Origin of the sequence: Streptomyces sp. SP17BM10 (genome assembly GCF_036322405.1) — a bacterium.
In the GTDB taxonomy this organism is placed as follows: domain Bacteria; phylum Actinomycetota; class Actinomycetes; order Streptomycetales; family Streptomycetaceae; genus Kitasatospora.
Genome location: NZ_JAQYXB010000424.1, coordinates 52,867 through 79,805, shown reverse-complemented (window position 1 = coordinate 79,805; position 26,939 = coordinate 52,867). Strand labels below are relative to the sequence as shown.

Below are 26,939 nucleotides of genomic sequence, written 5' to 3'. Positions count from 1 at the left end.
TGCCGGATGCGGCCAAACGCCGACTCACTCCCCGCGACCGTTCGGCCCCTGTCCGGCCGCGGTCCCGGGCGGGGAGTGACGTCGGCCCAACCCGATTGAGGTCTTGCTCTTCATGCCCGCTTTCAAGCTCCGTATGCGTACGTCTGCCGCGATCCTCGCCGGTGCCGCCGGTCTGACCGCGCTGGGTGCGGCCGTGGTCCCCGCCGCCGCCAACGCCGCGACCGCCTCCCCGCAGACCATCGCCGCGCAGATCGTCCCGGCGGACCAGCTGGCCTCGTTCAGCCAGATCATCTCCCACGAGTCGGGCTGGAACGTGACGGCGACCAACCCGAGCTCGGGCTCGTACGGCCTGGGCCAGGCGCTGCCGGCCTCGAAGATGGCCTCGGCCGGCGCGGACTGGAAGACCAACCCGGCCACGCAGATCAAGTGGGCGCTGGACTACATGAACTCCCGCTACGGCAGCCCGAACGCCGCCTGGGCCTTCTGGCAGGGTCACCACTGGTACTAAGCCGACCCCTTTCGGCTCTCCCCCACCTCGGGAGTCGGACAGGGACCACCGAGGCTGCCCACGAGGGCCCCTCCCGCGCGAACGAGCGGGAGGGGCCCTCGTGCCGTTCCGGGTGAGGAGCGGCGCGTCAGGGGGAGGCGGTGGCGGAGGCGGTGGCGAGGGCGGCGGTGACGTAGGCGCGGGTCCGCTCCGCTGCCTGGTCCAGGGGGACGTGCTGGTTGTTCGGCGGGTAGAAGTCGACCCCGGCGACGGTCATGTCCAGGTCGTCGCCGAACTTGAAGCCGCCGTTGCCCTCGGTGCAGGTCAGTCCGCCAGCTGGGGGACGGTGACCTCCGAGTAGCGCGTCCCGGTGTCCGGCCCGAGCTTCTCGGCCTTCGGCGCCGCACCCGCCGCGCCCGGCGTGCCGCCGTCCCCCTGGCCCGACCCGCATCCTGCGACGAGCACACCCAGAACCAGGGCTGCTGCCGGAATCCCCCACTTGCGCACGTGCGTGACACCTTTCGTGTCCCCGTAAATGATCATCAGGATCGTACGCGATGCGCGGGGTTGGTGCCGGGGGCGGCCGTGCGAGCGGGGCGCGCAGCCGCCGTCAGACGTCAGCCGCCCTCCGGCGACGGCCCGGGGCCGGCCTCGGCGGCGAGCTCCTCGACGTACCGCTTGAAGTGCCGCAGGTCGCCGCGGACCTGGACGCCGAGCACGCCCAGCTTGTCGGCGGCCTTCTCGGCCAGTCCGGTCGGCTGGAAGGCCATGGTCATCCGCACGCGGGTGCGGGCCGCGCCGAGCGGCTCGAAGGCGACCGTGCCGGTGTGCTTCACGCTGTCGCCGGTGGTGCGCCAGGCGACCCGCTCGTCGGGCACCCGCTCGACGACCTCGGTCTCGAACTCCCGGGACAGCCCGGCGATCCTGGTCCGCCAGTGGGCCCGCTGCCCGTCCAGCTGCCTGACCTCCTCCACGCCGTCCATGAACCGCGGGAAGTTCTCGAAGGTCGCCCACTGGTCGTAGACGACGCGGACGGGCACGTCCACGTCGATCGACTCCTCCACCGTGCTCATCGCCGCACCTCCCACGTCGCCCTGCCGGCCGACCCGCCGGGCGCCTGCCGCAAGGGGGCGAATGCGCGGGCGGTGTCCCTGCCAATCTGGGCCGTGTGCCGGGTGACGGCAAACCGGCGCGCCCGCCGAGCCCAGGACCACGGTCGCGTTCCGGCGAGGGCGAGCGGCCGGTGGTCGGAGGCCGCCACCGGATCGGGAGCGAGGGCCAGGCCGCTCGCCCCGTCCTCCCCGTACCACGGGCCCCCGTCCCGCAGTGGAAGGAGCGCGCGGCGACGGCGGCTCAGCGCTCGGCGGAGGAGAGGACCGCGGCGATGAGCTCGCGGCGACTGGCCACGCCGAAGCGGGCGAAGACCGCTGTCAGGTGTTCCTGGACGGTGTAGGCGGACACGTGGAGCCGGCCCACGATCTCCCGTGTCGAGCACCCCTGGAGTACCAGGGCGGCCACCCGGTTCTGCGCGGGGGTGAGCCCGTGAGCGGCCAGGAGCAGGGAGCCGATCGCGGCGGCGGGGGCCGGTTCGACGACCACGCAGACCTGGTCGTCCGCGGAGCCCCGCAGGCGGGTGGCGTGCAGGGCCAGCCAGTGACCGTCGACGGTCCGCAGCCGGACCGGGCCCCGGCGGTCCGGTGCGTCCGCTCCCCGCACGTCCGCTCCCCGCACGTCCGCTCCCCGCACGTCCGGGGACCGCGTCAGGCGGGCCGCCACGGAGTAGACCGGCCAGGGCAGGCCCCGGACCTTGGGTGGCGGCAGTCGGTCGAGCCACCGTTCGGCGTCCGGGCTGATCGAGACGAGGGCGAGCTCCCGGTCGAGCACGATGACGCCGGGGGCGCCCGGTGCCCCGGGCCCGTCGCGCGTGACGGCCTCCCGGACCATGCCGCGCCGCAGGCCCTCGGCCAGGTGCGGGGCGAGCGTTCTGACGGCGGCGAGATCCTGGTCGGAGAAGCCGGCGTCCGCATCCGCCCGGTGCAGACACAGGACTCCCCAGCAGTCGCGTCCTGCGATCAGGGCGGCCCGGAGCTCGTCCCCCAGCCCCAGGCCGGCCATGATCTCCCGGTAGCGCGCACTGGCGGACCGTCTTCCCAGGGTTGCCCGGTCCAGCGACATCACCGCGTCCGGTCCCCGGGCGAGCGCGGCGAACTTGTTGACGTCTTCGCGGCCGAACTCGTTGTCGAGGAAGAGCGGGCCGACCCCGGCCAGCGGCTCCTGGGCCACCACCGACGTGAACAACAGGGTCGCCGGGTCGACGGTCGCGAAGAAGGCCGCTTCGAGGGGGAGGATGCCCGGCAGGCGGCGCAGCACCTCGGCGGAGAGCCCGGGAAGTTCCAGGTCCGCGTGGCAGCTGTCGATCAGCCGCTCGATGCGCCGTTGCCGGATGCCCGTGGCCATGACCTCGACGCTACGCCGGTGCCGGGGCCGGCACGAGCCCGAGCTGGCGCAGGAGGCCGAGGTCGTCCAGTCGTCCCCAGCGCTCGACGATCAGGCCGTCCCGGAGCCGGAAGATGTTGATGCCTTTGAGCACGACCGTGCGGCCGTCACCCGCGACACCCATCACCTCGCCGCGTTGGGTGCCCGAGGCGGTGAACTGCTCGACGACCAGGTCACCCTCGCCGACCAGGAGTCCCAGGATGGAATGCCAGTCGGGGAACGCCCCTCGGAACAGGGCGCCCGCGGCACGCATCCCCTCCCGGTCCGCGCTGCCGCCCAGTGGCGGGTCGTGGTCGAGGTAGTCGTCGGCGAGGTAGGTGTCGACGGCTGCCAGGTCACCCTTGGTGAACAGCGCGTCGATGAACGCGATGACTGTCTGCTTGTTCTGCTCGATGGTGTCCATGCCGAAATCCTCGACCCGCCGGGTCCCGGCCGGAACCCCAACTCTCTGGGGTGTCCGCCCGCACCGGCCCGGCAGGGGCTCCGAGGGCAGCGGCTCCGGAGGCAGCGGCTCCGAGGGCAGGTGCGCGAAGGCCGAGCGGCCGGGGCGGACCACGGCCGACAGGAAGTCACCTGGACCGGGCATGTCGCTACTGTCCGTGACGACTTGCTGCTCTCCGGGGGAGGCATCAGCGCTCAGGTACCAGCAGCCTCCGCGGCCTCGACGATCACCTCGGCCACCCGCGCCGGTTGCCCCCCCCACGACGTCGCCCGCCCGCCCTCCGGACGGCCGGAGTTCGCGGACGGGCCCTACGGCCGGGGCAGCTCGCAGCCGTCCGGCCCGCAGGCCTCCGCGTCGCCCCCGCCGACCGGGACCAGCGGTGCCGGCAGCCGGCTCTCCCAGGCCTGCTCCAGCGCGCGGGTGAACGTTTCCGCGGGCTGGGCGCCGGACACCCCGAGCCGGCGGTCGAGGACGAAGAACGGCACGCCCGTCGCCCCCATGGCGCTCGCCGTCGCCTCGTCCTCGCGCACCGCCTCCGCGTACGCCTGCTGATCGGCCAGCACGGCCGCGGCCGCCCCGCCGTCCAGCCCGGCCCCGACGGCCAGCTCGACCAGCCGCCCGGCGTCGAAGGCCGAGCGCTCCTCGGCGAAGTTGGCCCGGTACAGCGCGTCCAGCAGCTCGGCCTGCCGGCCGTGCTCCTTGGCGAAGTGCAGCAGGCGGTGCATGTCGAAGGAGTTCGCCGCGTCGCGCCCCTCGCTCAGGTACGGCAGCCCCTCGGCGTGCGCGTTCTCGGCGATCCGGGCCTCCGCCGCCTCGGCCTGCTCCAGGCTCATCCCGTACTTCGCGGCGAGCAGCGGGATCACGGGACGGGCCTCGCGCGGCGCGCCCGGGTCCAGCTCGAAGGAGCGGTGCACGACCTCGACCTCCTCGCGGTACGGGAACACCGCCAGGGCCTGCTCGAACCGGGCCTTGCCGATGTAGCACCACGGGCAGTTGATGTCGCTCCACACCTCGACGCGCACGGGACCGCACTCCTCTCGCCGGGCGGGCCTGTCCCGCGCCGGTACTTAGGGGAATGCGCTCGCGTACCTGAATATTTCAGGACGAGAAATATTTGAACCGGTCGCCCCGCGACAGGTCTCCGGTACCCGTCTCCGTCCACGCCCGGCGGCGTCCCACGGCCCAGCTCACGGCGCTGGGAATTTCCCAGCCGTCTCCACCTGCGGCCCGTGCCTTCCCGCCGGGATGCCCGCAGGGCCAGCGTGGTCGGTGCCGCCACCGGTGGCCGCCGCTCGACCCGGCGCGGCGTGGACGCGAACGCAAGGGGAACAACCGTGCAGGACAACAAGCGCAAGAAGCCGTCGGCCCGCGGCAAGCTGCTCGCACCGCTGTGCGCCGCACTGCTGACGGCCGCAGCGTGCGTCGGCGCGACGGGCACGGCGTCCGCCGCCGGCGACACGGGGGAGTGGCTGGTGAACTCCAGCTCCCGGCTCTGCGCCGACGCCCCCGGATACTCGAAGCACTGGGGAACGCACGTCGACCAGTGGGACTGCGTGAGCCAGACCAACGAACTGTGGATCAGGCAGAAGGTGCGCACCGTCAACGGCAAGGCCTACTACCTGCTCAAGAACACGGCGACCCGCCTGTGCATGAACGTCGACGGCGCCGGCCACGGCAACGGCGCCGCGATCATCGAGTGGGGCTGCATGGGCGCGCCCGACAACGAGCTGTGGCACCCGATCCTGATCACCGACAACAGCCAGGAGTGGGTCAACCTCCGCAGCGGCAAGTGCCTGACCGTCGCCGGCGACGCGGACTACAGCGGCGCGTGGCTGATCCAGTACGACTGCGGCCGGCACCCGAACCAGATCTGGATCACCTCCGGAGGCTGAGTCACGACCGTCCGGACGAGAACGGGCGGGCCCGTTCTCGTCCGGACCGTCCAACTTTCCGCCGCCGTCGCCGTCCTGGCCACCTGCGCCCCTGGGACGCCGTCAGCTCGCGTCGTCCCCGGCCGCTGCCCCGTACTCCCGGTGCACGTCCAGGTAGGGCACGCGCACCCGCTCCCGCCAGTCCGCCGCCTGCTCGTGCGCTGCCGGCCGCACCGCCGCCGCCTCGGCCGCGTCCTCGACCCAGCCGTACGGGTACGGGCTGCCCAGGGCCACCGCCGCCGCGGCCAGGTAGCGGGCCATCGCCGCGTCGTCCGGCACGGCCAGGGTCTCGACCTCGCCCCGGTCGACCGGGATGCCGATCTCCCAACTCCCCTGCGCCGTCCGCTGCGCGCCCCAGCCCCGTACCCAGCGCACGTGCTCCGCCGTGACCTCGCCCCCGGGCCTGGGCTCCAGCCCCGCGTCACGCAGCGCGGGGACCACGGCGGCCGGGGAGTCCCAGGGGATCGGCAGCCCGGCGCTCACCGCCACGCCGAACACCGTGCGGCACGGGTAGGGCGTGCGGCAGCACGCGCAGCGCGGTTGCTGCGGCTCGGCGCCACCGTCCTCCGCCCGGGCGGGCTCGTGCAGTTGCACCACGCCGCCGAGCAGGTACTGGTGCCTGCCGACCGGCTGCCCGGCCTCTTTCAGGTCCCGCAGGAAGAGCTGCAGCAGCCGGTGGAAGAGCCGGCCGGACTCGTAGTCGCCCAACGGCGGCACCGGCACCCGGATCACGCTGTCACTCCTCCGCCCGTCACGACCCATGCGGGCGAGCCTAGGGCCTTGGCCCCCACCAGTCCCACAAGCCCCTCCGCCCTCGCAACCGCGAGCGCCCGGCACACGTCCCCCGGGAGGGGAACGTGTGCCGGGCGCTGGCGGCGGGTCAGCCGGCGGCGGGCGTCGGGTTCATGCCGCCGGCGCCGTGATCCCCGGGGATCAGCTGCCGATGTGGCCGCAGGCGGAGTCGACCTTGTTGGCGTCGGTCTCGATCTTGGACTGCAGGTCGGGGTTCGGCGGGGTGCCGGTGCTGACCGCGGTGTACATCTGCTGGTAGTCGGAGGCCAGCGCGCTGATCGCCTTCTTGGCGTCGGCGTTGCCGGCCTTGGCCGCGGCGGCGTTCAGCTGGTCGGCCGCGCCCTTGAGGTCGGCCTTCAGCGCGTCGGGGTTGCCGGCGTCGGCGGAGATCTTGTCCGAGTAGGTCGTCACCGTGCTGGTGGCGCTGGTGCACCCGGGGTCGATGGCCTTGACGACCTTCGAGCCGATCACCACGAAGAGCGTGATGCCCACCGCGATCGAGAGCACCGAGAGGATCAGGCCGATGATCGCCGGCACCTTGCCCTTGCCGGTGCTCTTCGACTTGACCAGACCGATGATGCTGAAGATCAGGCCCAGCGGGGAGAAGAGGAAGGCCAGGACCAGACCGGCGACGGCGAAGCCGTTCGAGCCGGTCGGCTGCTGGGGGGCCGGGTAGCCGTACGGCTGCTGCGGCGCGCTGTCGGGCTGCTGAGGGGGTATGGACACGTCAATCCTTAAGGGGACACAGGGGGTGGCCGCATACGAATACCGGAAGTCAGCCCCCCCTGGCAACTCTCAGTAATTACGACGGCCATAAAACCAGGTCAAATCAGACCCGACCCGACATCGCGGGCGGCCCGTCCAGGAGGATTCGGCAGGCCAGGCGCGTGAGGAGTTCCATGGTGTTCACGTGGAAATCGCTGTTCGTGCCGATTTCAGAGGTGACCAGGATCGTGGTCCCACGCGTACCACGGTGGTCACTTCCGAAGCCGATTTCTGAATCGCCGTCGACTGATCGCCGAAAGCCGGCATGGCCGGCGCGGTGGTATCGCCGCGAGAGAGGCTGAACGTCTCGAACCCTGGGACGTGGGTGTGGCCGCCGTGGACGTCGAGGCGGGTCGGCAGCCCGGTGGCGCGCCACCGCCCGGCTCACCGTCTACCGCGTGGTACGGGAAGCCTTGATGGACGTCCGGATGCCCGGCACCGACGGCATCGAGGCCACCCGGCGGATCGTCACGCACTCCCCGCACAGCAGGGTGCCGATCCTCACGACCTTCGACCTGGACGCCTACGCCTTCGCCGGACTCCACGTCGGAGCCTCGGGCTTCCTGCTGAAGAACACCCAGGTCCCGGGAACTTGCTCACCGCGATCCGCAACTCCGCGACCGCCTCCAGGCCGTGGTCTTCGCCCACGAGAGCCGCCTCGTCACGCCGGGCGGCTGGCTGTGCCGGGCGCCCGCGCCCCGTCCGCTTCGGCGGCCAACTGCCCGCAGGGGCTAGCCTGTTCCGCATGCCGATCACCCGCTCCGCACGCCAGCTCCCTACCGCCCCCACCACTGTCCGCGAGCGCGTGCTCGCGTTCGGCTCGCTGCCCGCGGCGGCCGCCGTGCTCACCGGGACGAACGCGCTCTACCTGCTGCTCGTCGTCCTCGGGAACGTCACCGACTTCCCCACCAACCAGCACTTCGTCCAGCACGTGCTGGCGATGGACACCACCTTCAAGGACACGAACCTGATGTGGCGCTCCATCACCTCCCCGGGCCTGCAGAACGCGGCGTACGTCGCGATCATCGCCTGGGAGGCGCTGAGCGCCCTGGTGCTGGCGGCGGGGACGCTCGCCTGGTGGCTGCGGCCCCAGGCGGCGCGCCGGCTCAGCACCCTCGGCCTGCTGCTGATGCTGCTGCTCTTCGGCGCCGGGTTCATCGGGATCGGCGGCGAGTGGTTCGCGATGTGGCAGTCGAAGACGTGGAACGGCCTGGACGCGGCGATCCGCAACGTCACCCTGGCGGGCCTGGCCCTGGTGGTGGTGAACCTGCCCCACCGCCCGCACACCCCCTCGGAGTGAGCCTGCCCGTGCCGGTGGTGGCACTCCGGCGAGGCGGCCTGCGCAAGGTGCGCCGGACGTGACGCTCCGGCCACCGGAGGCCGGGTCCGCTCCGGCTGTGCCGCGCGGCGAACCGCCGCTGCCGCCCGCCGGGCGCGATCCCGCCCTGGGTCCCTTGCCAGGCCGACCCGATGATCTACCTCTGATCTTGCGCAGTGTTCCGTCCTTTCAGGGCGGGGGTGAAGCGCGTCCTTGGCCTGGAGTCGCGAAGCGGCGGACTTCTCTGCGGCTCCGGGGTGACGTCAGACGGGCGACGGTCAGCGGTGCGCCTCCGCAGCTTCCGGTGAAAGGGTGGGCGCCGTGATCGACGCTCGGGGCGGCCCGGTGCCGGGTGCCACGGAGGTATCGTCCGAACTCCCACGGACCTACGGTCACCCGGAGTCAGTCCGGCCCGCCCGGGCCGTGGGCGAGTCCTCGGCGTACTGCCGTGCGAACGCGGCCCGGGCCACCGGGTGGTCCGCGTCGAGCAGCAGGACGTTTCCGCCGGCCTGGGCCTCGTCCAGCCGGGGCCGCAGCGTGGACTGCTCCGGCGCGTAGAGCACCTGGACCCGCCCGTCCTGCGAGCCCCGCGCCGCGACCGGGGCCACGGCCACGTCGTGGCCGCCCTGGTCGGTGACCCACAGCTGGAAGTCGTCCCTCTTGAAGAAGACGATCTCGGTGACGGGGCTCGGGTAGTGGTGGACGCCGCCTCCGGCGGGCAGTGCCGCGGAGTGCACCGCGTGCGGCAGCGGCACGCTGGCGTTGCAGATCGAGTCGGTCCAGCGCTGGACCCCGGCGGCATCGGTGATCTCGGTGTCCAGGAGTTCCCGGATCCCGAGTTCCTGCACGGCGTCGGGGCAGAGCGCGTAGAGGCGCCGGGCGTTCCGCCGAAGGAGGTCGACCTTGGCCGGGTCGGCGCAGAACTGCGCGGACCACTCGATGCCGGCAAGGTTGCGGACCATGAACCAGCCGTCGTCGTCCTTGAGCCACAGCGCGCCGCCGTGGTGGTCCTCCACGGGTTCGGGGCCGTAGAACGGGTCCTCCAGGCCTTCGACTATCTGGTTCATCCGGGCGCGGGACTTCTGGTACTCCGGAGAGTCCTTCCGGGCCGGGTGTCCCGGAATGTTGATCTCCCAGCCGAGGTCCTCGGACTCGGTGTGGGGCTGGGTCGGATCGCCGGTGACATCGGTGGTCATGTGAGCCTCCGATGGTGTTCTGCGTGTGCGGTGCACGCGGATCTACAGCGGATGTTTACCGTGTATCTCCAGCCTGCGCCCCGGGCCACGACGGGTCAACATGTGCCCAGGCCGGCCTGTCCCCAGGCGGGGGCCTCCGGTCGTGCGGGTCAGCGGCGGTTCGTGGCGACGGTGGACGTGGCCAGCCGGCTCGCCGACCGGGCGGCGCCGGCCGCGAGGTGGGCGACGGTGGGGGCCGGCTGCGGGAACTCGACGCAGGCGGTCTGCGGCGGTGTGGTGCTCTGGCCGAAGCGGCACGCGACGGCGGTGAGTTTGATGGTGATGAAGTCGGCGATCTGGGCGCCGAACCGGATCGGTTTGCCGCCGATGGTGATGTCGCCGACGGTGAAGCCGCGGCCCTGCGGGACTTCGTAGACCGCGCGCACGGGGTGGGCGGCGTCGCCGCGCACGTACGTCCAGTAGCTCTTGGGGTCGGAGTTGTCGGGGGCGGCCCAGCCGTCGGTGGAGAGGTCGTTGAAGTACAGGCCGACCGGGTCGGCGAGCGAGACGTCGGCCTTCTGGCGGGCGATCGCGTTCACGGCGCCGCCGATGTGCGGGTCGCTGTTGCGCTCCGCCTGGCCGTACTTGCTGCACTGGATCAGCTGCTGCTCGGTTGCGAGTTCCTGACCGCCGATCACCCGCACGATGGTGGCCGCGGCCGCGAGTTCGATCTCCGCGCCGAGCGTGTTGTTGCGCTGGATCAGGTGCATCGCGCCGTGCGAGGTCGAGTCGTTCCACCGGTTGCGGGGCTGGTAGGCGCCGTCCGGGCCGAACAGGTCGCCGTGCTGGACGTCGGGAGCGACGAACCTCCGGTAGAGGTCCAGGACGGTGCCGGGGTCGCTCTGCGCGAGCAGGGACCAGTACTCGGGGCCCTCGCAGGTGAAGGTGACCTTGGTGATCTTGCCGGTGGTGTCGCGGGTGACGCTCCACTCGCAGTACTCGTCCTGGACGTCGCGGCTGGCGTCCGCGCGCTGCCAGCGCTGGGGGTCCGAGATCGAGTTGATCTTGATGATGCGGGGGAACGCCGTCCAGGTGACGGTCGCCTCCGTGGCGTCCGCGGCGGTGTCGGTCTTGGTGAGGTCGTAGAACTGGCCGCGCGGGCTGTCGTGGAGCACCTGGCTCGGGTCCGGGCCCTTGACGGCCTGGTCCACGCTGTCGCTGATGAAGGCGTCCCAGGCCTTGGCCCCGGTCGCGTCCAGATCGGTGAGGTTTCCGGGAGGGGCGTAGGAGGCGAGCTTGCTCATGGCGATTCCTTTGCGGGTGATTCGGCCTCTGCGCGGCGTGTCGCCGCGTGGACCGGACGTCAGGACCGGGGAACGACGGTGGCGTCCTCGCGCATCGTCAGAGGGGGTGCGTCGGGCGGGATGTCCGTGGCCGGGAGCGTGAGCTCGAACTCGTTGAGCTTCATCGCCCGGAAGTCCCGGCGGCGGGACTCGGCCAGCCGCACGTAGTCCCGGAAACCCGCCGGGGTGCCGATCCGGGCGGCCACCCGGCCCAGATAGGCGTCGATGCGTCCGCCGAAGACCCCCGGCCACTCGGGGTCGGCCAGGGCCCAGCCGGCGGCGAACCGGGCCTCCGCACTGGTGGCCGGCAGCCCGGTGGCGGCCTGCGTGATCGCCCGGGCGATCTGCGCGGCCAGCCCGTCCACCGCGGTGGCGCCCGTCGGAACGTACGCCATCAGCCGTGCCCGGTCGGGGCTGAAGACCGGGTTGGTGAAGTCGACCATGAGGGCGCAGGCGGCGAACTTCGCGGTGATGAGCCCGCTCTGCACCATCTGGCGGACGACGTCGTCGTCCTCGAACGCGGCCTCGGGGAAGACGAAGGCGAAGAACGTGTCGCCGGGCTGGGAGAAGCCGCTGGCCCGTTCCTGGAGGCGGAAGCCGAACTCGGTCAGGCTCGCCGCGTACTCGGCCGCCGGGACCCGCGGCAAGGACGCCGTGACCGGCAGCTCCAGGTCGTCGAGCAGGGCCCGGCCGTTCAGCCAGAAGCCGATGGGCAGGGGGAAGTCGTCGCTCGCCGCGGTGACGGTCGAGCTCTGGACGGCGCTGCTCGCCAGGTTGACCGAGGTGGTCGTGAACAGCTGCCGCATGAGCTGGTCCGGCCGCTCGACCGTCCCGGTGCGGGTGACGGCCGCCAGGCGGGCGGCCGTCCAGCGGCCGACCAGCGAACGGATCGTCGGCTCCAGGTTCTCCGCGCCCACCACCCGGGCGAACAGCGGGTCGGAGCGCAGCGGGTCGTCGGCGGCGAGCCGGATCGTCGCGGACTGGGACTGCCAGTTGCTCCACGGCAGGGTCAGTTCCTTCATCACGACGCTGCCGTTGACGTGGCTGTCGAAGCACCCCCTGCCGCGCGACTCCGGGGCCAGCGCCGACCACGAGTCCCCGGACCACACCCAGCCCGGGCTGATCCGTGCGTAGTAGTTGAAGACCCCGGAGCCCGGGTCCCAGGCGGCGACCTGCAGGAACGTGGTGGCGGGGTCGTCACCCGCGCCGGTGCTGATCAGCAGGTCCACCTCCCGGTCCTGGAGGGCGGTGCGGGTGATGGCGAACCGGAAGTCGCGGTACGGGGCGGGCGAGGCGTCCGGCGGGATCTGCCCGGCCTCGCCGACGAGGTAGACCGCGTTCGGCAGGCCGCCGGGCGGCTGGGGCAGACCGGCGAGCAGGTCCTGGACGTTCATGGGGAAGACGCCCCGGCGGAAGAACAGCACCGCCATCGGGTCGCCGAGCGCGGCCAGCTCCGCGGGAGTCACCGGACGCGCCTGCCGATCGACACCGCTGACCCTGCGGTGGAGACGTCCGGCCTCCAGCGTCGCCGCACCCGCGCCGCACCCGTCGTCCGACCCGTCGTCCGGCGCGGTCGACCCGGTGAGCGGCCTCGTCCAGGCCGTGGCGCGACGACGCTCGTGGAACTCCTCCTGCACCGGGCCCGGTCCCTTCGGCGTGAACGAAAGCGGAGCGCCTACGAACCTAGGCGCGTTTCCACCCCTCCCGCGTCATCTCGCGGGAGCGCCACCGCGCACCACCCGCGCAGCCCAGCGCGCACCCGGACCGCGCCCACCCGCCCGCGTCCGCCGGTCCGTCAGGACCAGTCCGGGCGCGCCGCCGTGATCGCTCTCCACCCAACCGGCAGGCCCGCTCCGCGACGCCCGTCACGCCGGGCCCGTCACCGGCCGACCAGGCCGGCGCGCCCCGTACTACGAGGACGTCGTTCCCGGCGGGCTGAAGGAGGTCGTGGCGGCCGCGCTCGATGCGTCCGGGGCGACTGGTCGAGGCACCGGCGGTGAGCCCCCACGCACATGTGAGGACCACTCAGCTGGCCGGCGGGCTCAGGGCCGTGCCAGCGGTGAGCCGCCAGAGTCCGGCCACCTCGTAGTAGACACCGTTCACCACCTGCAGCAGCACCAGGGTGACCGGCCAGAGCAGCGCGCCGAGGCCGGGCACCGCGTCCACCGGCAGGGTGTAGGCCATGACGACCCGCACGGCGGCGTCGAGCAGCATCGCCACGCCCCAGATCGCCGTCGAGACCCGCCAGATCCGCCGGAAGGCCGGCTCGCGCTCCCACAGGACGTCCCAGGAGGTGCCGTCGGAGCGGAACCGTCCCTCCAGCAGGGGGCGGCCGCCGTGGAAGAGCAGCGGGCGCCTGGCCCTGATCGACATCAGGAACCAGAGCCCGGCCACGCCGGTCAGCCAGCCGTCCTTGGCCAGCAGGAACCGGGGGCTGCCGCTGACCAGCGCGGCCGCGACGCCGAGCAGCATGGTCCCGGCGACGAAGCCCGCCATGCCCTCCAGGCTGCGGGTGCGCAGCCACTGCGCCGCCGTGGTGAGCGCCGGCAGGACGGCACCGGCCAGCAGCGCGACGAAGACGCTCACTCCGGCGGCGCGCAGGCCGTAGTACAGCGCGATCGGGACCACGATGTCCCGGACGACACCGAGCAGCAGGCGCCGGCCGCTCGGCCGCGGCGCGGTCGCGCCCGGAGGTCGGCGCCCGTCCCGACCGCCACCTGATACCTGCACGAGGAACCCCTTCCTTACCGGACGACGGCCAAACCCGGACGGGGCCGCGTCCGGCCGCTCACGGACGACACCTACCGGAAGTCCTCCACGTGGTCCCGCACCCACGAGCGGAAGCTGCGCGCCGGGCGGCCGAGCACCTGCCGCACGGTGTCCGTCACGCGCTCCGGCTCGCGGGTGAAGGACTCCCAGGCCCGCAGCCGGGATTCGACGAACGCCGCGTTCCCCCAGGCCGCGGTGAGCTCGGCGCGGGCCGTCTCCGGCGCGAGCTCCTCCCAGCGCACCCCGGTGCCGGCCTCCTCACCGATGATCCGCGCCAGCTCGGCGTGCGAGAGCGACTCGGGCCCGGTGACCACGTACTTCGCGCCGTCGTGCCCCTCCTCGGTGAGGGCCGCGACCGCGACGTCCGCGATGTCCCGCTCGTGGACCAGGGAGCGCCGCGCCCCGCCGTACGGCCAGCGGACGACGCCCCGGCGCACCTGGTCGGCCCAGCCGAGCACGTTGCCCGCGAAGTCGATCGCCCGGACGAAGGTCCAGCGCAGGCCGGAGGCGCGGATGAGCCGCTCGATCTCCTGGTGGAAGGTCACCGGCGGTTCGCCGTCCGCGAGGTCGGCCACGTCCGTGGACAGGTAGACGACCCGCTTGGCGTGCTCCGCGATCAGCTCCACGACCCGCGGCCGCACCGGGATCCCGGGCCACATCAGGTACACGCCCTCCACCCCGCCGCCCAGCGCACGCTCCAGGCTCTCCGGCACGGCCAGATCGCCCTGCACGGCCTCGACCCCCGCGGGCACCACGGCCGTCGAGACGTCCCGCACCAACGCCCGTACGGCGTGGCCGCGTTCGGCCAGCGAGGCCACGACGTGCCGGCCCACGCTGCCGTTCGCACCGATCACCAGAATCCTGCTCATGACCGCCCGAACACCGGACGGCCCCGCCCTATGCCCAGCCCTGTGGCCGGCTCCGCACGCGCTGTCGGCCTGTCGGACTATCGTGTCGGCTCACACGGCGGCCGCCTCGCGCGGTGCGAGGAGCGGCCGCCGGCGAGGGGGAGTGCACATGCCGAAGGGGCTGGCCCAGTTGGGCTCGGGGCTCTACGTGACGAGGGCCCGGGACCAGCGCCTCGGACCGGCCCCGCCGGGCAGCGCCGACAGGGGCCTGCTGCGCAGCGGGTTCGCCCCCTGCCTGCTGACGGTCCTGCGGCTGGCGGCGCACCAGGAGGCGGACCGGGGCGCCGGCATGGGCCTGGCGGCGGGGCTCGTGCGAGCCGGCCATCTCGCGCGGGCGGTCGAGCTGGTGCGCGCGGGCGCGGGCCGCTCCGGGCCGGAGGAGGACCTCGTCCGGCTGGTGCGCACGGCGGGCGAGGCCGGAGACCTGGACGGTGCGCGGGCGCTCGCCGAGTCGCTGACCGACCGCTCGCACCGGGACCGCGCCCTGGTCGCCCGCATCCCGGCGGTGGCGCGCGCCGGTGACCACGAGGGCGCCGTCGCCCTGGTGGAGACGGTCCGTTACCCGCACAACCGGCCGCAGGCCTGGGCCGGGCTGGCGAAGGCGGCGGCGGAGGGCGGCGACTTCCCGGCCGCGCTCGGGTACGCCGCCAGGGCCGCCGAGTGCGCCGCCGGCGGGGAGTTGGGGCGCGTGCTCCTCACGGCCGTGGAGATCGCGCACGCCGCCGGCGACCACGTCCTGGCCGGCACGTTCGCCGACCGCGTGGAGGACCTCGTCCGGCGCGAGCGGATCAACGGCACCGGACAGCGCGCGCTCCTCGTCGCACTGCTGGCCCTCGAAGCCCGCGGCGGCGACCTGGACCGGCTCGACGCCGTGCTGCGCAGTCTGGCCCGCGCCGCCGCTGCCGCGGAGGCGGAGTCGCAGGAGACCGACGTCGACTCCGCCTTCGACCCCGACGCCCTGTACCTCACGATCCTTGCCGAGCGCCGCCCGCTCCCGCCCTTCGACGCGAGGCTCGTGCCCGAGCTGCTGGAGGAGGTCGCCGAGACCGCCGACCGGGAGGTGGCGCTCACGGTGGCCGACCGGGTCGAGCGACTGCTCCACCACGACGCCGGATTCGGCCTGCGGGAGGCCGTGGCCTTGCTGCTGGCCCGGCACGGGCAGGCCGAGCGGGCCATGGCACTGGCCGACCGGATCGTCGAGCCCGACCTGCGCGCGGCGCGCGAGGCCGAGTCGGTGGAGGCGCTGGCCCGGTCCGGGGACACGGACCGCGCCGAGGCCCTGGCCCGCGCCTTCACCGACCGCTGGGCACGCAGCCGGGCGCTGATGGCCGTCGTCGGCGAGCTGGCCCGGCGCGGCGATACGGACCGGGCCGAGGCCCTCGTCCCCGCGATCCCCGACCGCTGGGGGCGGGGCGAGGCACTCGTCGACGTCGTCGCCGCGCTGGCCCGCCAGGGCGAACCGGAGCGGGCCGAGGAACTCGCCCACACGATCCCCCTCGGCGAGACGCGGGCCCGCGCCCTGGCCGCCCTGGTGGACGTGTCGGACCCGGTCCGGGCCCGCAGGCTGGCCGCCCGGGCCGTGTTCCTCGGCGGCTGGACGGTCCTCCACGACCTGGAGGAGATCGCCCCCGGTGGCGCACTGGCCATCGCCGACGAGGTCATGGCCTGGTGGGAGGCACACCCTCCCGCCACGGAGGAGGCGCAACGGCGAGGACGCTTCGGGAGAAGGGGGAGAGCGTGAACGGCGGGGGAGGACGGACCCGGTCCGCGGTCCGCTCCCTGGCGTGGGCCGCTCTGGTGGCGTTGCCGGTCGGCCTCGCGTGCGCGGCCGGCTTCCGGCTGTGGCCGTGGGGAGGACCCGGTATCGGCTGGGGGCGGCGGCGACGGCGTACCTCGCCGTCGCCGCCGCGGTCGGGGCCCTGGCCTTCGCCCTGGACCGCGGGCCCTTCCGGGGCAGGGACGGCACCGAAGGCCGCGAGGCGGCCGGCTACGCCGCGGTGTTCATCGCGGCCCTGGCGATCGGCCTGCCGGCGGCCCGGGACGCGACGCACGAGTGGCAGGCCACCCGCATCCCGACCGTGCCGGTCGCCGCTTCCGTCGACGGATGCCGCGAGATCGCCGGCGACACGTCGTCGACCTACCGCTGTCTCTACCACTGGTCGTTCCAGGGACAACCCAGGCAAGAGGAGCGCAACGCCCGGAAGATCCACCCGGACGGCCAGGTCGTGACGGCCGCGCTGGACCCGGCCACCGGCAACCTCGTCGACACCGCCGTGGCGAGAATCGTCCTCAGGACCATCGCGGCAGGCACCTTGGCGTGCCTGGACCTGTTCCTGCTCGCCGTGGCACCCGTGGCCGTCCCGAACTGGCTGCGCCGCGTACGGTCCGGACCGCGACCGGCCGACCGGCTGCCCGCGACGCCCGGGGGATGACAGGTGTGTCCGCCACGACGCCGCCCCCCCGGGAGACCCCCGAGGGGCGGCCCGCGGTCAGCTCGTGGTGTGGCGCAGGACGTCCAGCACCTCGCCGGTGATGGCCGCCTCGGCGTGCTCGAAGTCGGGGGCGGTCAGCTGCGCGGGGTCGGCCGGCAGACCGGTGAGCACGGGTGTGTGCAGGTGGCCGCCGGGGATCCGGGGGGCCAGGGCCAGCCGGAGCAGGTTGGAGCGGTAGGCGACTTCGTTGGAGAGGTATCCACCGCCGCCGCCCTCGACGGAGCGTGAGCCCGGGGTCGGGCCGTCCTCGCGGTGGACGGGCCGGGTGCCGCCGGCGGGGATCTCGGTGACGTCGGTGTTGAGCCGTACGGGGTAGGGCTGTTGGACGGTGGCCATGGTGGCGGTCGGCAGGCTGGTGGCGATGAACTCGGGGCCGGGGGCGAGGCCGGGCGGGTCGGCGGGGTGGTCGGGGCTGCCGCCGCCGAGGGCGTCGAGGTTGTCGGGATAGGGATCGGCCGAGCGGGCCCGGCCGGCCCAGGCCTCCAGGGTGAACAGTCCGGGGTAGCCCTGGCTGACCGTGGTGATCAGGTCGGCCGCGTGCGGACCGGCGCCCAGGCGCGGCGCGAAGGCCCGGTCCACGACGCCCTGGTCGAAGTCCGTGTAGCGCACCGGCAGGACGACCGTGCGGATCTCGGCCCGGCCGCCGTCGGCCAGGGTGACCTGGCGGCCGTCGAGTTGCAGGGCGGCCGAGCCGGAGGGGTTGGCCCCGCGCGGTTCGGAGTCCAGGCCGAAGGGGTCGAAGCCGCTGACGAAGTACCGGCGCACGCCCGGGGTGCCCCGGAAGTCGTTGTCGACCAGGCCCCGGGAGGCGTCCTCGAGGCCGCGGCGCAGGGCGGCGCGGTCGACCGGGAACCCGGGCTGCCACTGCGCGAGTCGGAGGCTCATCGCCACCCGGGTCCAGTACAGCGGCCGGTCGTCCTGGGCCGCCAGCGTGCCCGCGGGGCGCCGGCCCTGGGCGCGGTCGACGGCCGACGTCCACAGGGCCTCGCCCCAGTCCCGGAGCAGGTGCTGCGCCTCGGCGGCGGTGCGGGCGGTGCACAGGGCGGCGGGGAAGCGGCGCACGAAGTCGCCGAACCCGCCGCCGTCCACGAGCGCCGCGGTACGGGGGTCCGAGAGCCGGGCCTGTTCCTGGTCCGGTGTCACGGTGACATCGGTGCGGCATCCGCCGTCGGCGACGGCCGGACCCGCGCCGGGCCCGAGCAGGGCGGCGAGAGCGGTGACGGCGCCGAGGAGGGCGAGCGCGCCCGTGGAGGCCCGGCGGGGTGTACGAGAAGTCCGCATCATGGCGTGTGACATTACACATGGCACTGACGGGGCACCAGCACGCGTGCGGCGGAGGATCCCGGCCTGACTTCAGCGTGCTGGAGCTGGAGGCCCTGGTCACGTTGAACGAGACGGTAGGCGACCTGCTCCATGGCAATCAGCGATCGCGGTGGAGCGTCGGGCATGACCCGTGGTGGGAGGACCGGGTCCGGCACGCCGAGCTCTACCCGGCGAAGGCCCGCCGGGCGAAGTTCGGGGCTTACGTGTTTCCCGGGTTCATGGCTATGAGCCGGAACAGGTCGAGGAGCAGCAGGATGTCGACTGCGATTCCTGCGATCAACATGCGGCTGGTCGACCGGACCAGTGACGTGGCGCCCAGGATGATCCCGGTGACGAGGAGGGCGAGGGAGGCGGCGAGGATCAGGTAGTAGACGGACGCCAGGGAATCCTGCCGGGATACCAGGCCGGCGCCGATGTAGGCGACGACGAACTGGGGCAGGCCGAGTAGCCAGACGGTGGCGGTCCTGCCCTTGGGCGGGCGGGGACGCGGTGGCATGGGCGGCGCATACGGCGGGGGAGGGGGCGGTGACGGCGGGCCCGTGGGTACGGCTGGCATGGTCGGCATCGCGGGCCGAGCGGCGCTCAGGGCGGAGTGGAGAAGCTGCCCGAAGGCGCCTACCGGGGAAGCGCTATCGCCCTGTGGGCCATCACCACGGACGGCTACGAGAGGGGCCTGGCCGTTCCGGGGCCGGCACCGGAACCGGAGCAGCCCGAGGAGGCCTGCCGCCGCGCCGCCGACGCCGGACGGAGCCAGGCCCTGGAAGCACTGGCCGAACGCCGCTCCGCCGATCCGCACTGGGCCCAACTGCTGCGCTACGGCCTGGAACCCGACGGCCGGACCTCCACGCCCTGGTCCTGACCGGACGATGCCCCCTCCGGGACCTGGGTCCCGCCGCGGAGGGCCCGCGTCCACAGCGCCCACGGCGAGGTCATCGGCCACCGGGTGGTCCGCGACCACATGGCCTTCCCAAGGGTGATACCCGCCGCGTCACCACAGGCGGCGTCCTGCCTCGCCGCGAAGGAGCCCAAGCCGCAGGGGCCGGCCGCTCCAGGCCCTGCTGAGCCGGGCCGACGCCACCCACCCATGAAGCCGCATCACCTCGACCTGCCGCTCAAGCGACAGGGCCATCGTTCATTCCCCGGGTCAGGCACGGTTGTTGCGCAGGCGATGGTGGGCCTCACATGGTGAAGCATCCGCTTCGTCGATGTGACGTGGCATCAGGTGACTTGCTGTCATGAGCTTTGCAATTCAACCCTTGTAGGCACTCTGCGTGTACGACATGATCACCCAATCGGCGCTCTTCGCCCCTCAGACGGTGCGGAGTGCCCGAAACGCTGCCCCGGCACGTGATTTCGCGTTCCGGGATCCTTCGCTGGTGAGGAGTGATGGGCGGCATGGCCGGATTAGGTATGGCGAGAACACGTCCCGGCGGGCGCAGGTGGCACAGGCGCCGGCGCAGCAATTGCCTCATGGCGTTCACCTTGACGGTGGCGTTGCTGATGGTCGGGTCCGCAGGACCCGCCGTGGCGCAGGGGCCCGTCAAGGGGCCTGTTGGGGCGTGCGGCGCGCACGCCACGTCCTTCAGCGCCGAACAGGACGCGCCCGTGACGCTCCGTATGGGATGCGCCCGTGACGCCGGGGCGCTCCAGGAGTTGGGGAAGGCCGATGACGACTTGATCATCGCCTTCGATTTCCACGTTCCCCCCGAGGGACAGGAGCAACTGGACAAAGTCAAGTCGAGCTGGGCCGACTCGATACGTGCCGACCAGGACGCGGGCATGTCCGTGGGTGAGTCGGTGGCCAAGCGGCTCCAGCGGAACAGCGTGGGGATCTACCCCCCGAAGGACTGGAGCACCGCCACCGACCACGACGTGCGCGTGGTCTCCGTCGCGGACAGCCTCGTGTTCGTGGTGCCCAAGGCGGAGATCGGTACCACGGCGAACTGGTGGCAGAAGACGATAGCCGGTGGCGTCGCCCTCGGCGTCACCATCGTCTCCGGGGCCGTGTGCCTGCTCGCGTTCAACGTGGGGGCTCCGGCGGCGGCCCCGGTGTGCGGAGCGGTGAGCGGGGCGATGGGCGCACTCGTCGGTGAGCTGATGAACGCCTATTACGACGACCGTTCGCTGGGTGACGCCGAGGTGTGGAAGGAGGCGCTTGCCGTCGCGATGTGGGGTGGCGTCAACGGCGGCCTCGGCGGCCAGCTGCTGAAATGGGCTACTGCGGGCACCTCCTCCCTGATAGCAAATGCTCAGAAGAGCCTGCGAGGCTTCGCGACGAAGCTGGGGAACATGGGCAACGTCCTCGGATTCATGGCCGACAGCCTCCACGGTATGGGGCCGAACCTGTACGAGGCCCTGCAAAGGCTTTCCCGCGGTGTCGGCCAGTCCGCGGTGCCGCTGAAGGTCATGGTGGTGGGCGATTCGATGACTCAGGGCTATGAAGGTGACTGGACCTGGCGCTACCGCCTGTGGGAATGGTTCAAGACGGAGCGCATCGACGTCGATTTCGTCGGCCCGTACGAAGGAACCCGGCCGCAGGCGTCCCCCCAGGCCCCGCCCGTGCCGCCACTGCAGGGGCAAACCCCGCAACCGGCTGAGAGCGCTCCCGTCACCTCGGGCGGGTACGCCGACGGAGTCGCGGCGGAGTTCGACACCGACCACTTCGCGGTCTGGGGCCAGCAGGCGGCGCAGGACCAGAAACTGATCGCCGAACAGGTGGCGAAGTACCAGCCCGACCTGCTGTTGGTGGGGCTCGGGTTCAACGACATGGGCTGGTTCGTCAGTGGCCCGGAAGGCACTGTGGACAGTATGCGGACGCTGGTCGACCGGGCCCGCGCCGTCAAACCGGACCTCAATTTCGCCCTGGCCAACGTTCCGCAGCGGACGTTCATCGGTGGCCGGGACGACCTGCCCGGCAACACCACGAAGTACAACAGCATGCTCGCGGACGCGATCCCGTCGTGGAACACCGGCAAGTCCCGTGTGGCCCTGGTCGACTGGGCGGGAAACTACAGCTGCGACAGGAACAGCTGTCCTGCCGGCTACGACGGGCTGCACCCCAACGCCCTGGGCGAATACCAGATCGCCCAGGCATTCGTGCGCACCTTGCACGACAGCTACGGTCTCGGCAGTCAACTGATCAGCATCCCCGCGCACATCCCCGACCGGCCGACGCTCGCGCCGGGCACGATCTGGGTCGACTCCGGACCGAGCGGGATCACCCTGAAATGGAAACCGGTCTACGGTGCCCGTGGTTACACCGTCCGGCACCGGATCAAGGGCTCCAGCACCTGGACCGAGACGCCGGTCAGAGCGGCCCGCTTCGACACCACCTGGACCCTCGACGGCTGGGAGTGGGAATACCAGGTCCGCACCGACAACGCCGATGACGGGAAGTCCGGGTGGTCCGAGACGCTCAGTGCTACCGCGCACCCGAAGACCGCCGCGGCGCCTACGGGGATCGTCACCCGCGCCACCGCCACCGGCGTGGACGTGTCCTGGGACGCGCCGACCGGCCCGTACACCGACACGATCGACCGGTACGAGATCATCACCTGGGACAGGGACACCCCCGGCGCGTTCACCAACAGCACCGCGGTCAAGGGAAAGTCGGTGCACATCGACGGGTTGAACCCGGGCCACCACTACCTCGTCGCGGTGGCCACGTGGAATGCCGCCGGCGGCGGAATGCCGGGCGTCGCCCGTTCCGTCACCGTCGGCGCCGGGACGCCACCAGCCCCCAGCGGCTTGGAGGTCACCTCCACCGACGCCACCACGGTGCAGTTGACCTGGGCCGGGTCCAGCCAGGCCGCCGGCTACCGTGTCTGGATCCGCAATATCAACGACGGCAGCCCGTCCAAGGCCGACGAGTACGTCACCAACGAAGCCGGCCGAGGCATCGCCTACCTGGTCCCCGGCGTCTGGAACTACGAATTCTGTGTCACCGCCATCAACGGCGAAGCCGAATCCAGTAAGTCCAACTGCGTGATCGCATTGCGGCCTCCGTCGAAAGCCACGGGCGCGACTTCGCCACCGGACACCAAGAAGCAGGGCAACCCGCCTTCCGCCCTGATCCGGGCTCCCCGGACACCGGCCGCCTCGGCCGGATAGCCCCACCTGACGAGACGGCGGCAGGGAACACACCCTGCCGCCCCTCGCCTGCCGCGCCTGAGGTTCCCCCGGCGGGCGGGAGATGCTGATCAGCTGCATCGCCGGGGACTGCCCCAGGGGCCGGGCCGGCTCCCTCCGCCGAGGCCTCCAACCGACGTGGTGATCACCCTGGGCTGCGGCGACGCCTGCCCGTACTTCCCCGGCCAGCGGTACCTGCACTGGAAGCCGGACGACCCGGCCAGTCAGGGCGTCGCTGCCGTCCGCCCGGTCCGCGACCGGATCGAGCTGCTCGTTCGCGGCCTGCTCGACGAACTGGGCGCCGTCGCCGCCGTGTGACCGTCGGCGACACGGCCCGATGGACGGCTGTCAGGCGGACACGGGGACGCCGGGCTGCTGCTCGGCGGTCTCGCTCTCGCGCCAGCCCGGAGGCTGGACGACGTAGCCGATCCGCCCTCGCCAGGTCCGCGCACCACGGATGTCGCGCAACAGGCTTGTGAACTCGTGGTAGTTGGCCTTGAGCGGGTTGAAAGTGTCGATGTTCTTCGTCAGCCCGTAGCGGACGCGTTCGGTCTCCTCGGCGTAGCTGTCGAAGATCCGGTCCCAGATGATCAGGATGCCGCCGTAGTTCCTGTCCAGGTACGGGTTGTTGGCACCGTGGTGGACGCGATGGTGGGAGGGGGTGTTGAAGACGTACTCGACCGCACGCGGGAGGCGGTCGATGCGCTCCGTGTGGATCGGGTACTGGTAGAGCAGCACGATCGACTGGGACACGAAGATCATCCAGGCGGGTATGCCGAGCAGCGCGAGCGGGATGTCCACCACGCCGGCCAGGAACGACCCGGGGATCAGCCAGGGCAGGCGGACTGCGGTGGAGAGGTTGAAGTGCTGGCTGGAGTGGTGGACGCTGTGCGCGGCCCAGAACAGCCGGATGCGGTGGTCCATCCGGTGCTTGGCGTAGTAGGCGAGGTCTGCCAGGAGGATCGCCACGGCCCACACCCACCACCTCGACGAGGACAGGGTGTGCGGCGCGAGGGCTGCGGCGAAGGCCACGATCGGCAGCTCGATGAACTTGCCGAGCGGTTTGACGATGCGGCCGATCGCGTAGATGGACAGGCTGGTGGCGGTGTCACGGGCCGAGAAGCCGACCCGCGGGGTCCTGGGGTCCTTGTCCAGCCGGTAGCCGATGAGCTCGACGGTCATCAGCAGTAAGAACGCCGGGGCTGCGTAGAGCCCGATCATGAGGGCTTGCTCCATGAGGTCGACCTTTCGTCAGGGGATCTGCTGTCGGAGCGGTCGTGGCGCGCTGCCGGGGCGATCGCGGTGCCACTACTGCTGATCCAGGCCGAGGAGGGCGGCTCGGGCGCGGGCCTCGCGCCAGACGTTGACGCGCCCGTCGTCCGGGTCCGCGAGCAGGTCGAACAGGGCTGACAGTGCGTCGAGCGCCTCATCGCCGAGCCGGGCGCGGATCTCCTCGTCGACCTCACGGCGGGCCTGGTCGAAGGAGCGGAGGAACACGAGGGCCGCCGGAGTGGGGCGCACGAACTTCTCCCGGCCGTCGTCGGGCGACTGCTCCAGGACGAGGTAGCCCTCCACGACGAGCTCGCCCACCTGCTTGCTCGCCCCCTGACGGCTGATGTCCAGCTCGCGGCCGATCCGGGAGACCGTCATCTCGTCGTCCGTCGCGCACAGCCGCAGGATCACCCCGTTGGGCAGGCGACGGTCGGCGAACCCCGCGGCGGCCAGCCGCTCCTCGACACGACGCCGGTAACCGAGCCAGGAACGCAGCAACTGCGGTCCCACCGCCCGGTACTGGCCTTCTCGGGAGAACTCAGCAACCATGGTTGACAATCTAGGGTGACCGGCCGGGAAGCGCAACCATGGATGACGAACTGGCCCTGCCCGGCTGTGCTTCCTGCCCAGCGGAAGGAGCGTGCTCGCACCGATCCGCTCCGCCTGGCCCTCCGGGGTGAAGAAGTCGGCTGGCTGGGCTGGTTCCCACGGCCGGAAAGCCTCGCATCGACGCCCTCACCGCCCGCTACGCCCAGGTCTTCGGCCGCGCCGACGACACCGACCTGCGCCGCTGGCTGTTGACACGCCTGGAGGTCGCCAACGACTCGCGCGCGGAACGCTGTTGGCACCTCCTGGCCGTCATCAACGGATGGCCCGCCCCGACAAGCCTGGCGCCGGTGTTCGCCTGGTTCATCGCGGCCCTGCGCGCCGGTTTCGACCAGTAGCGCGCTGCCAGCATCCGTCTGGCACCCTCGCGGACGACACGGGGCGCACCACGACTGCGGGTGCCGTCCGCCGGAGGCCGGTCTTCCGGCAACCGGGTCGCAGCCGTTGTAACCACGACCGGGCACGGGATGCTGTGCGCCATGACGAAAACCGGGCCCGCGCCGCAGCCGGCGCCACTCGCGTGCCAGGTCCCTGGGCCTGCCACCGCAGGCCTTCGACGGGCAGCATCCCCGACCCGTCCCCGCCCAGCTGACGCCGGCACCAGCGCGTTCGCCGGGCCCGGCCCAGGTATCGTCCTGCCATATGCCCAGGCGTCAGCCGTCCTGGCCGGGCCTGCTCCTGTCCGGCCTGGGCCGCGTCGCCGCGTCCGGCCGGGTCCTTTCTTCCATGGGGGCGGTGGTACGAAGGATGTTCCGCTCTGAGCGCGCGTGGTCCGCGGCCGTGGGCATCTCGGTCGTTCTCTTCGCCGCCCTCGCGGGGGTGCTCGCCGCCCGGAACTGGGTCCCGTTCGGCTTCGAGCGGGCTGCCGTCGGCTGGTGCGCGGCACACCGTCCGCCCGTCATCCGGTCGGCGGCCGTCGTGTTCACCTCGTTCGGCACCGGCGTCGTGCCCTATCTCACGGCCCTGGCGGCCGGGACCGTCGTGGTACGGGCCCCGGCCGCGCCACGACGGCGGTGGCGGACGGTGCTGCTGCTGATGGGCCCCGTGCTGTGGCTCGCCGGCGGGGAGCTCGTGCGCGCGGGGCTCATGCACGCGTTCGGACGGCCTCGTCCGGCGCGGGCAAACTGGGCGACCACCGCCTCCGGCTTCTCCTTCCCGTCGGGGCATTCCTTCACCTCCGCCGTGAGCGCCGGGCTGCTCGTGGTGGCGCTCATCCGGGTCCGCCCGACGGTCGCCCGGGCCTGCGTCACCGGCGCCGCGCTGTTCGTGTTCCTGATCGGTCTGAGTCGCGTGTATCTCGGTGTGCACTGGCCGCTGGACGTCGTCGGAGGCTGGCTCCTCGCCTGCGCGTGGCTGGCTGCGGGCTTGCCGTTCCTGCCGCCGCGTCAGCCGATCGTGCCGGGGCCGGACAGCGGGGAGCCCGGCGTACCCGGGGCGTAGCCGTCCGCACCAATTCCGAGCGGCGCTCCGCCTGCGACCACAGCGCGAGCGTCTCCGGCCGGGCGGGGCCGGTGAGTCAGGCCGGGGCGGTAGGCGAAGACCACGGCCTGCATGCGGTTCGTGGACGCCGATGCCAGCAAGGGGAGGCTGACGTGGCGTCCCGCCGGTCGACGCGGGCGGTGGCGGGGCTTGCGCGATCTCGCTGCCGTGGGCCGGGCCCGGTCTGGACTACGGAGCGGGACACGCTGCCGTGGGTGCGGTTGTGCCTGTGGTCGCATCGCCGGCAGGCCCAGCGCGGCATCTGTGAATTCGTCCGCGGCTGACTGGCTCGCTGCCACGGGTGAAGCCCAGGGTCGCTACCGCATCGCTGACCCGGACCTGACGTACGGTCGACGAGGCGCTGCCGTGAGCGAGGGACGTCGAGTTTGCGTGCTCAATGCCGCCCACCGCCTGTATGGACCACTGGATGGAGGGCCTGCCGTGAACGGGAAGGCGAATCGAAGTACCCGACAGATCATGACGGTGCTCGTGGCGTTGGGTCTGGCGGCCACCGTGACGCTGGGCTTGTTCTTGATCGGCCGCAACGTCACGCCGGACTTTGCGGCGGGGTTGTTCGGGCAGCACCTGACGGACGCGGTCCGGCTCAAGGCCCGGCTGGCCACGGTGATCCTCGGACTGGCGATCGTCCAGCTCATGCTGGCACTGTGGATGTACCGCCGACTGCCAGGGACGACGCGCGTACCGACAGTTCCGACAGCTGTCCCGCGCGCCCACCGGGCGATCGGGGCGCTTGCGTTTTTCGGCACACTTCCCATCGCCGCCCACTGCATCCAGACATACGGGGTCGAGCTCACCCCGGTTCGTGCCGCAATCCACTCCCTCGCAGCATGCTTCTTCTACGGTGCGTTCGCAGCCAAGCTGGTGTTCGTCCATTCTCGGCGAGTGGTCGGCTGGCTGCTGCCGCTGTCAGGCGGCGTGCTGGTCGTGACCGTTGTCGTCGTCTGGTACACCAGTGCGCTGTGGTTCTTCGACGGGTTCCACGTGCCGGGGTTCTGACGTCGAATCGTCCGCAGCCCCTTCGGTATGACCGGAATTCGGCCGATCGGGCCGATCCGCAACGCAGTCCCCCCGGGGGCACTGGTCGGCGGATCCCCGGAGACGGGCCAGTGGCGACGGCCGAACCCCGCTGCGGCACTCTGGTCGGCCGCACGAGTGAAGGTCGGTGTGCGCCGGATCGCCCAGGAAGGCCGGG

General features: G+C 72.3%; 27 protein-coding genes and 2 pseudogenes. 12 read left to right on the top strand and 17 right to left on the bottom strand.

The window, feature by feature from the left end; translation table 11 throughout:
- Positions 1–133: 133 nt before the first annotated feature.
- Positions 134–508 (top strand): transglycosylase SLT domain-containing protein, encoded by a 375-nt coding sequence (locus PUR71_RS04370; protein ID WP_329924973.1) that lies wholly within the window; start codon positions 134–136, stop codon positions 506–508.
- Between the two features lie 127 nt (positions 509–635).
- On the opposite strand, the gene PUR71_RS04365 is transcribed toward PUR71_RS04370, so the two are convergent.
- The 6 genes from PUR71_RS04365 to PUR71_RS04340 all read right to left on the bottom strand — a co-directional run bounded on the left by PUR71_RS04365 (position 636) and on the right by PUR71_RS04340 (position 4,447).
- Positions 636–764, bottom strand: a complete 129-nt coding sequence (locus tag PUR71_RS04365) for a hypothetical protein (RefSeq protein ID WP_329924972.1) — start codon at positions 762–764, stop codon at positions 636–638.
- Positions 765–811: 47 nt separating this feature from the next.
- Positions 812–952, bottom strand: a complete 141-nt coding sequence (locus tag PUR71_RS04360) for a hypothetical protein (protein ID WP_329924971.1) — start codon at positions 950–952, stop codon at positions 812–814.
- Between the two features lie 152 nt (positions 953–1,104).
- Complete coding sequence (locus PUR71_RS04355; protein ID WP_329924970.1) at positions 1,105–1,560, bottom strand: SRPBCC family protein; 456 nt, start codon at positions 1,558–1,560, stop codon at positions 1,105–1,107.
- Positions 1,561–1,840: 280 nt separating this feature from the next.
- Positions 1,841–2,944: a helix-turn-helix transcriptional regulator gene (locus PUR71_RS04350; protein ID WP_329924969.1), complete on the bottom strand. Its 1,104-nt coding sequence runs from the start codon at positions 2,942–2,944 to the stop codon at positions 1,841–1,843.
- A 10-nt stretch (positions 2,945–2,954) separates the two neighbouring features.
- Complete coding sequence (locus PUR71_RS04345; protein WP_329924968.1) at positions 2,955–3,386, bottom strand: ester cyclase; 432 nt, start codon at positions 3,384–3,386, stop codon at positions 2,955–2,957.
- Between the two features lie 347 nt (positions 3,387–3,733).
- Complete coding sequence (locus PUR71_RS04340; RefSeq protein ID WP_329924967.1) at positions 3,734–4,447, bottom strand: DsbA family oxidoreductase; 714 nt, start codon at positions 4,445–4,447, stop codon at positions 3,734–3,736.
- A 312-nt stretch (positions 4,448–4,759) separates the two neighbouring features.
- On the opposite strand from PUR71_RS04340, the gene PUR71_RS04335 reads away from it, so the two are divergent.
- The gene (locus PUR71_RS04335) at positions 4,760–5,317 is read left to right on the top strand and encodes an RICIN domain-containing protein (protein ID WP_329924966.1); all 558 of its coding nucleotides are present in this window, start codon (positions 4,760–4,762) and stop codon (positions 5,315–5,317) included.
- A gap of 102 nt (positions 5,318–5,419) precedes the next feature.
- Here the strand turns inward: PUR71_RS04335 and PUR71_RS04330 are convergent, their stop codons facing one another.
- Together PUR71_RS04330 and PUR71_RS04325 are read right to left on the bottom strand one after the other, a co-directional pair.
- Complete coding sequence (locus tag PUR71_RS04330; RefSeq protein ID WP_329924965.1) at positions 5,420–6,088, bottom strand: hypothetical protein; 669 nt, start codon at positions 6,086–6,088, stop codon at positions 5,420–5,422.
- A 201-nt stretch (positions 6,089–6,289) separates the two neighbouring features.
- Complete coding sequence (locus PUR71_RS04325; RefSeq protein WP_329924964.1) at positions 6,290–6,874, bottom strand: DUF4190 domain-containing protein; 585 nt, start codon at positions 6,872–6,874, stop codon at positions 6,290–6,292.
- Between the two features lie 452 nt (positions 6,875–7,326).
- On the opposite strand from PUR71_RS04325, the pseudogene PUR71_RS04320 reads away from it, so the two are divergent.
- Together PUR71_RS04320 and PUR71_RS04315 are read left to right on the top strand one after the other, a co-directional pair.
- Positions 7,327–7,532 (top strand): annotated as a pseudogene (locus PUR71_RS04320) (response regulator); the annotation flags it as partial.
- A gap of 126 nt (positions 7,533–7,658) precedes the next feature.
- A complete protein-coding gene (locus PUR71_RS04315) occupies positions 7,659–8,213 on the top strand; it encodes a DUF2165 domain-containing protein (RefSeq protein ID WP_329925009.1) in 555 nt (184 codons plus the stop codon).
- A gap of 410 nt (positions 8,214–8,623) precedes the next feature.
- Here the strand turns inward: PUR71_RS04315 and PUR71_RS04310 are convergent, their stop codons facing one another.
- The 5 genes from PUR71_RS04310 to PUR71_RS04290 form a co-directional block, all read right to left on the bottom strand.
- Positions 8,624–9,427 carry a DUF6424 family protein gene (locus tag PUR71_RS04310; protein ID WP_329924963.1) on the bottom strand — a complete coding sequence of 268 codons (804 nt, stop codon included), beginning with the start codon at positions 9,425–9,427 and terminating at the stop codon, positions 8,624–8,626.
- A gap of 149 nt (positions 9,428–9,576) precedes the next feature.
- A complete protein-coding gene (locus PUR71_RS04305) occupies positions 9,577–10,710 on the bottom strand; it encodes a hypothetical protein (RefSeq protein WP_329924962.1) in 1,134 nt (377 codons plus the stop codon).
- 59 nt (positions 10,711–10,769) lie between these two features.
- Positions 10,770–12,215 carry a hypothetical protein gene (locus PUR71_RS04300; RefSeq protein WP_329924961.1) on the bottom strand — a complete coding sequence of 482 codons (1,446 nt, stop codon included), beginning with the start codon at positions 12,213–12,215 and terminating at the stop codon, positions 10,770–10,772.
- 559 nt (positions 12,216–12,774) lie between these two features.
- Positions 12,775–13,479, bottom strand: coding sequence for a VC0807 family protein (locus PUR71_RS04295; RefSeq protein WP_329924960.1), 705 nt, complete (start codon positions 13,477–13,479; stop codon positions 12,775–12,777).
- A 71-nt stretch (positions 13,480–13,550) separates the two neighbouring features.
- Positions 13,551–14,387 (bottom strand): NmrA family NAD(P)-binding protein, encoded by an 837-nt coding sequence (locus PUR71_RS04290; RefSeq protein ID WP_329924959.1) that lies wholly within the window; start codon positions 14,385–14,387, stop codon positions 13,551–13,553.
- A 148-nt stretch (positions 14,388–14,535) separates the two neighbouring features.
- On the opposite strand from PUR71_RS04290, the gene PUR71_RS04285 reads away from it, so the two are divergent.
- Positions 14,536–16,167 carry a hypothetical protein gene (locus PUR71_RS04285; protein ID WP_329924958.1) on the top strand — a complete coding sequence of 544 codons (1,632 nt, stop codon included), beginning with the start codon at positions 14,536–14,538 and terminating at the stop codon, positions 16,165–16,167.
- Between the two features lie 106 nt (positions 16,168–16,273).
- Positions 16,274–16,858, top strand: coding sequence for a hypothetical protein (locus PUR71_RS04280; RefSeq protein ID WP_329924957.1), 585 nt, complete (start codon positions 16,274–16,276; stop codon positions 16,856–16,858).
- A gap of 57 nt (positions 16,859–16,915) precedes the next feature.
- Here PUR71_RS04280 and PUR71_RS04275 read toward each other — a convergent pair whose 3' ends face one another.
- Together PUR71_RS04275 and PUR71_RS04270 are read right to left on the bottom strand one after the other, a co-directional pair.
- The gene (locus tag PUR71_RS04275) at positions 16,916–18,202 is read right to left on the bottom strand and encodes a pyroglutamyl peptidase (RefSeq protein ID WP_329924956.1); all 1,287 of its coding nucleotides are present in this window, start codon (positions 18,200–18,202) and stop codon (positions 16,916–16,918) included.
- 238 nt (positions 18,203–18,440) lie between these two features.
- Positions 18,441–18,737 carry a hypothetical protein gene (locus PUR71_RS04270; protein ID WP_329924955.1) on the bottom strand — a complete coding sequence of 99 codons (297 nt, stop codon included), beginning with the start codon at positions 18,735–18,737 and terminating at the stop codon, positions 18,441–18,443.
- 96 nt (positions 18,738–18,833) lie between these two features.
- Between PUR71_RS04270 and PUR71_RS04265 the strand changes: the two genes are divergently transcribed.
- The 3 genes and pseudogenes from PUR71_RS04265 to PUR71_RS04255 form a co-directional block, all read left to right on the top strand.
- On the top strand, positions 18,834–19,100 hold the full coding sequence (locus PUR71_RS04265; RefSeq protein ID WP_329924954.1) for a hypothetical protein: 267 nt from the start codon (positions 18,834–18,836) through the stop codon (positions 19,098–19,100).
- Between the two features lie 611 nt (positions 19,101–19,711).
- Entirely contained in the window at positions 19,712–22,351 is a 2,640-nt protein-coding gene (locus tag PUR71_RS04260) for a fibronectin type III domain-containing protein (RefSeq protein WP_329924953.1), read from the top strand.
- A 150-nt stretch (positions 22,352–22,501) separates the two neighbouring features.
- Positions 22,502–22,687 (top strand): annotated as a pseudogene (locus PUR71_RS04255) (phosphotyrosine protein phosphatase); the annotation flags it as partial.
- 30 nt (positions 22,688–22,717) lie between these two features.
- On the opposite strand, the gene PUR71_RS04250 reads toward PUR71_RS04255, so the two are convergent.
- Together PUR71_RS04250 and PUR71_RS04245 are read right to left on the bottom strand one after the other, a co-directional pair.
- Positions 22,718–23,605, bottom strand: coding sequence for a sterol desaturase family protein (locus PUR71_RS04250; RefSeq protein WP_329924952.1), 888 nt, complete (start codon positions 23,603–23,605; stop codon positions 22,718–22,720).
- Positions 23,606–23,677: 72 nt separating this feature from the next.
- On the bottom strand, positions 23,678–24,190 hold the full coding sequence (locus PUR71_RS04245) for a MarR family winged helix-turn-helix transcriptional regulator (protein WP_329924951.1): 513 nt from the start codon (positions 24,188–24,190) through the stop codon (positions 23,678–23,680).
- Positions 24,191–24,438: 248 nt separating this feature from the next.
- Between PUR71_RS04245 and PUR71_RS04240 the strand changes: the two genes are divergently transcribed.
- The 3 genes from PUR71_RS04240 (at position 24,439) to PUR71_RS04230 (ending at position 26,743) form a co-directional block, all read left to right on the top strand.
- A complete protein-coding gene (locus PUR71_RS04240) occupies positions 24,439–24,585 on the top strand; it encodes a hypothetical protein (RefSeq protein WP_329924950.1) in 147 nt (48 codons plus the stop codon).
- A 304-nt stretch (positions 24,586–24,889) separates the two neighbouring features.
- A complete protein-coding gene (locus tag PUR71_RS04235) occupies positions 24,890–25,687 on the top strand; it encodes a phosphatase PAP2 family protein (protein ID WP_329924949.1) in 798 nt (265 codons plus the stop codon).
- Between the two features lie 516 nt (positions 25,688–26,203).
- The gene (locus tag PUR71_RS04230; RefSeq protein WP_329924948.1) at positions 26,204–26,743 is read left to right on the top strand and encodes a DUF6529 family protein; all 540 of its coding nucleotides are present in this window, start codon (positions 26,204–26,206) and stop codon (positions 26,741–26,743) included.
- The last annotated feature ends 196 nt before the right edge of the window (positions 26,744–26,939 follow it).

What these genes read in the sequence shown, in the direction of transcription:
- PUR71_RS04370 (WP_329924973.1), top strand. Translation starts at nt 134, where the DNA reads ATGCGTACGTCTGCCGCGATCCTCGCCGGTGCCGCCGGTCTGACCGCG.
- PUR71_RS04365 (WP_329924972.1), bottom strand. Translation starts at nt 764, where the DNA reads ATGACCGTCGCCGGGGTCGACTTCTACCCGCCGAACAACCAGCACGTC.
- PUR71_RS04355 (WP_329924970.1), bottom strand. Translation starts at nt 1,560, where the DNA reads ATGAGCACGGTGGAGGAGTCGATCGACGTGGACGTGCCCGTCCGCGTC.
- PUR71_RS04350 (WP_329924969.1), bottom strand. Translation starts at nt 2,944, where the DNA reads ATGGCCACGGGCATCCGGCAACGGCGCATCGAGCGGCTGATCGACAGC.
- PUR71_RS04345 (WP_329924968.1), bottom strand. Translation starts at nt 3,386, where the DNA reads ATGGACACCATCGAGCAGAACAAGCAGACAGTCATCGCGTTCATCGAC.
- PUR71_RS04315 (WP_329925009.1), top strand. Translation starts at nt 7,659, where the DNA reads ATGCCGATCACCCGCTCCGCACGCCAGCTCCCTACCGCCCCCACCACT.
- PUR71_RS04310 (WP_329924963.1), bottom strand. Translation starts at nt 9,427, where the DNA reads ATGACCACCGATGTCACCGGCGATCCGACCCAGCCCCACACCGAGTCC.
- PUR71_RS04305 (WP_329924962.1), bottom strand. Translation starts at nt 10,710, where the DNA reads ATGAGCAAGCTCGCCTCCTACGCCCCTCCCGGAAACCTCACCGATCTG.
- PUR71_RS04290 (WP_329924959.1), bottom strand. Translation starts at nt 14,387, where the DNA reads ATGAGCAGGATTCTGGTGATCGGTGCGAACGGCAGCGTGGGCCGGCAC.
- PUR71_RS04285 (WP_329924958.1), top strand. Translation starts at nt 14,536, where the DNA reads ATGCCGAAGGGGCTGGCCCAGTTGGGCTCGGGGCTCTACGTGACGAGG.
- PUR71_RS04275 (WP_329924956.1), bottom strand. Translation starts at nt 18,202, where the DNA reads ATGATGCGGACTTCTCGTACACCCCGCCGGGCCTCCACGGGCGCGCTC.
- PUR71_RS04270 (WP_329924955.1), bottom strand. Translation starts at nt 18,737, where the DNA reads ATGCCACCGCGTCCCCGCCCGCCCAAGGGCAGGACCGCCACCGTCTGG.
- PUR71_RS04260 (WP_329924953.1), top strand. Translation starts at nt 19,712, where the DNA reads ATGGCGTTCACCTTGACGGTGGCGTTGCTGATGGTCGGGTCCGCAGGA.
- PUR71_RS04250 (WP_329924952.1), bottom strand. Translation starts at nt 23,605, where the DNA reads ATGGAGCAAGCCCTCATGATCGGGCTCTACGCAGCCCCGGCGTTCTTA.
- PUR71_RS04245 (WP_329924951.1), bottom strand. Translation starts at nt 24,190, where the DNA reads ATGGTTGCTGAGTTCTCCCGAGAAGGCCAGTACCGGGCGGTGGGACCG.
- PUR71_RS04235 (WP_329924949.1), top strand. Translation starts at nt 24,890, where the DNA reads ATGCCCAGGCGTCAGCCGTCCTGGCCGGGCCTGCTCCTGTCCGGCCTG.
- PUR71_RS04230 (WP_329924948.1), top strand. Translation starts at nt 26,204, where the DNA reads ATGACGGTGCTCGTGGCGTTGGGTCTGGCGGCCACCGTGACGCTGGGC.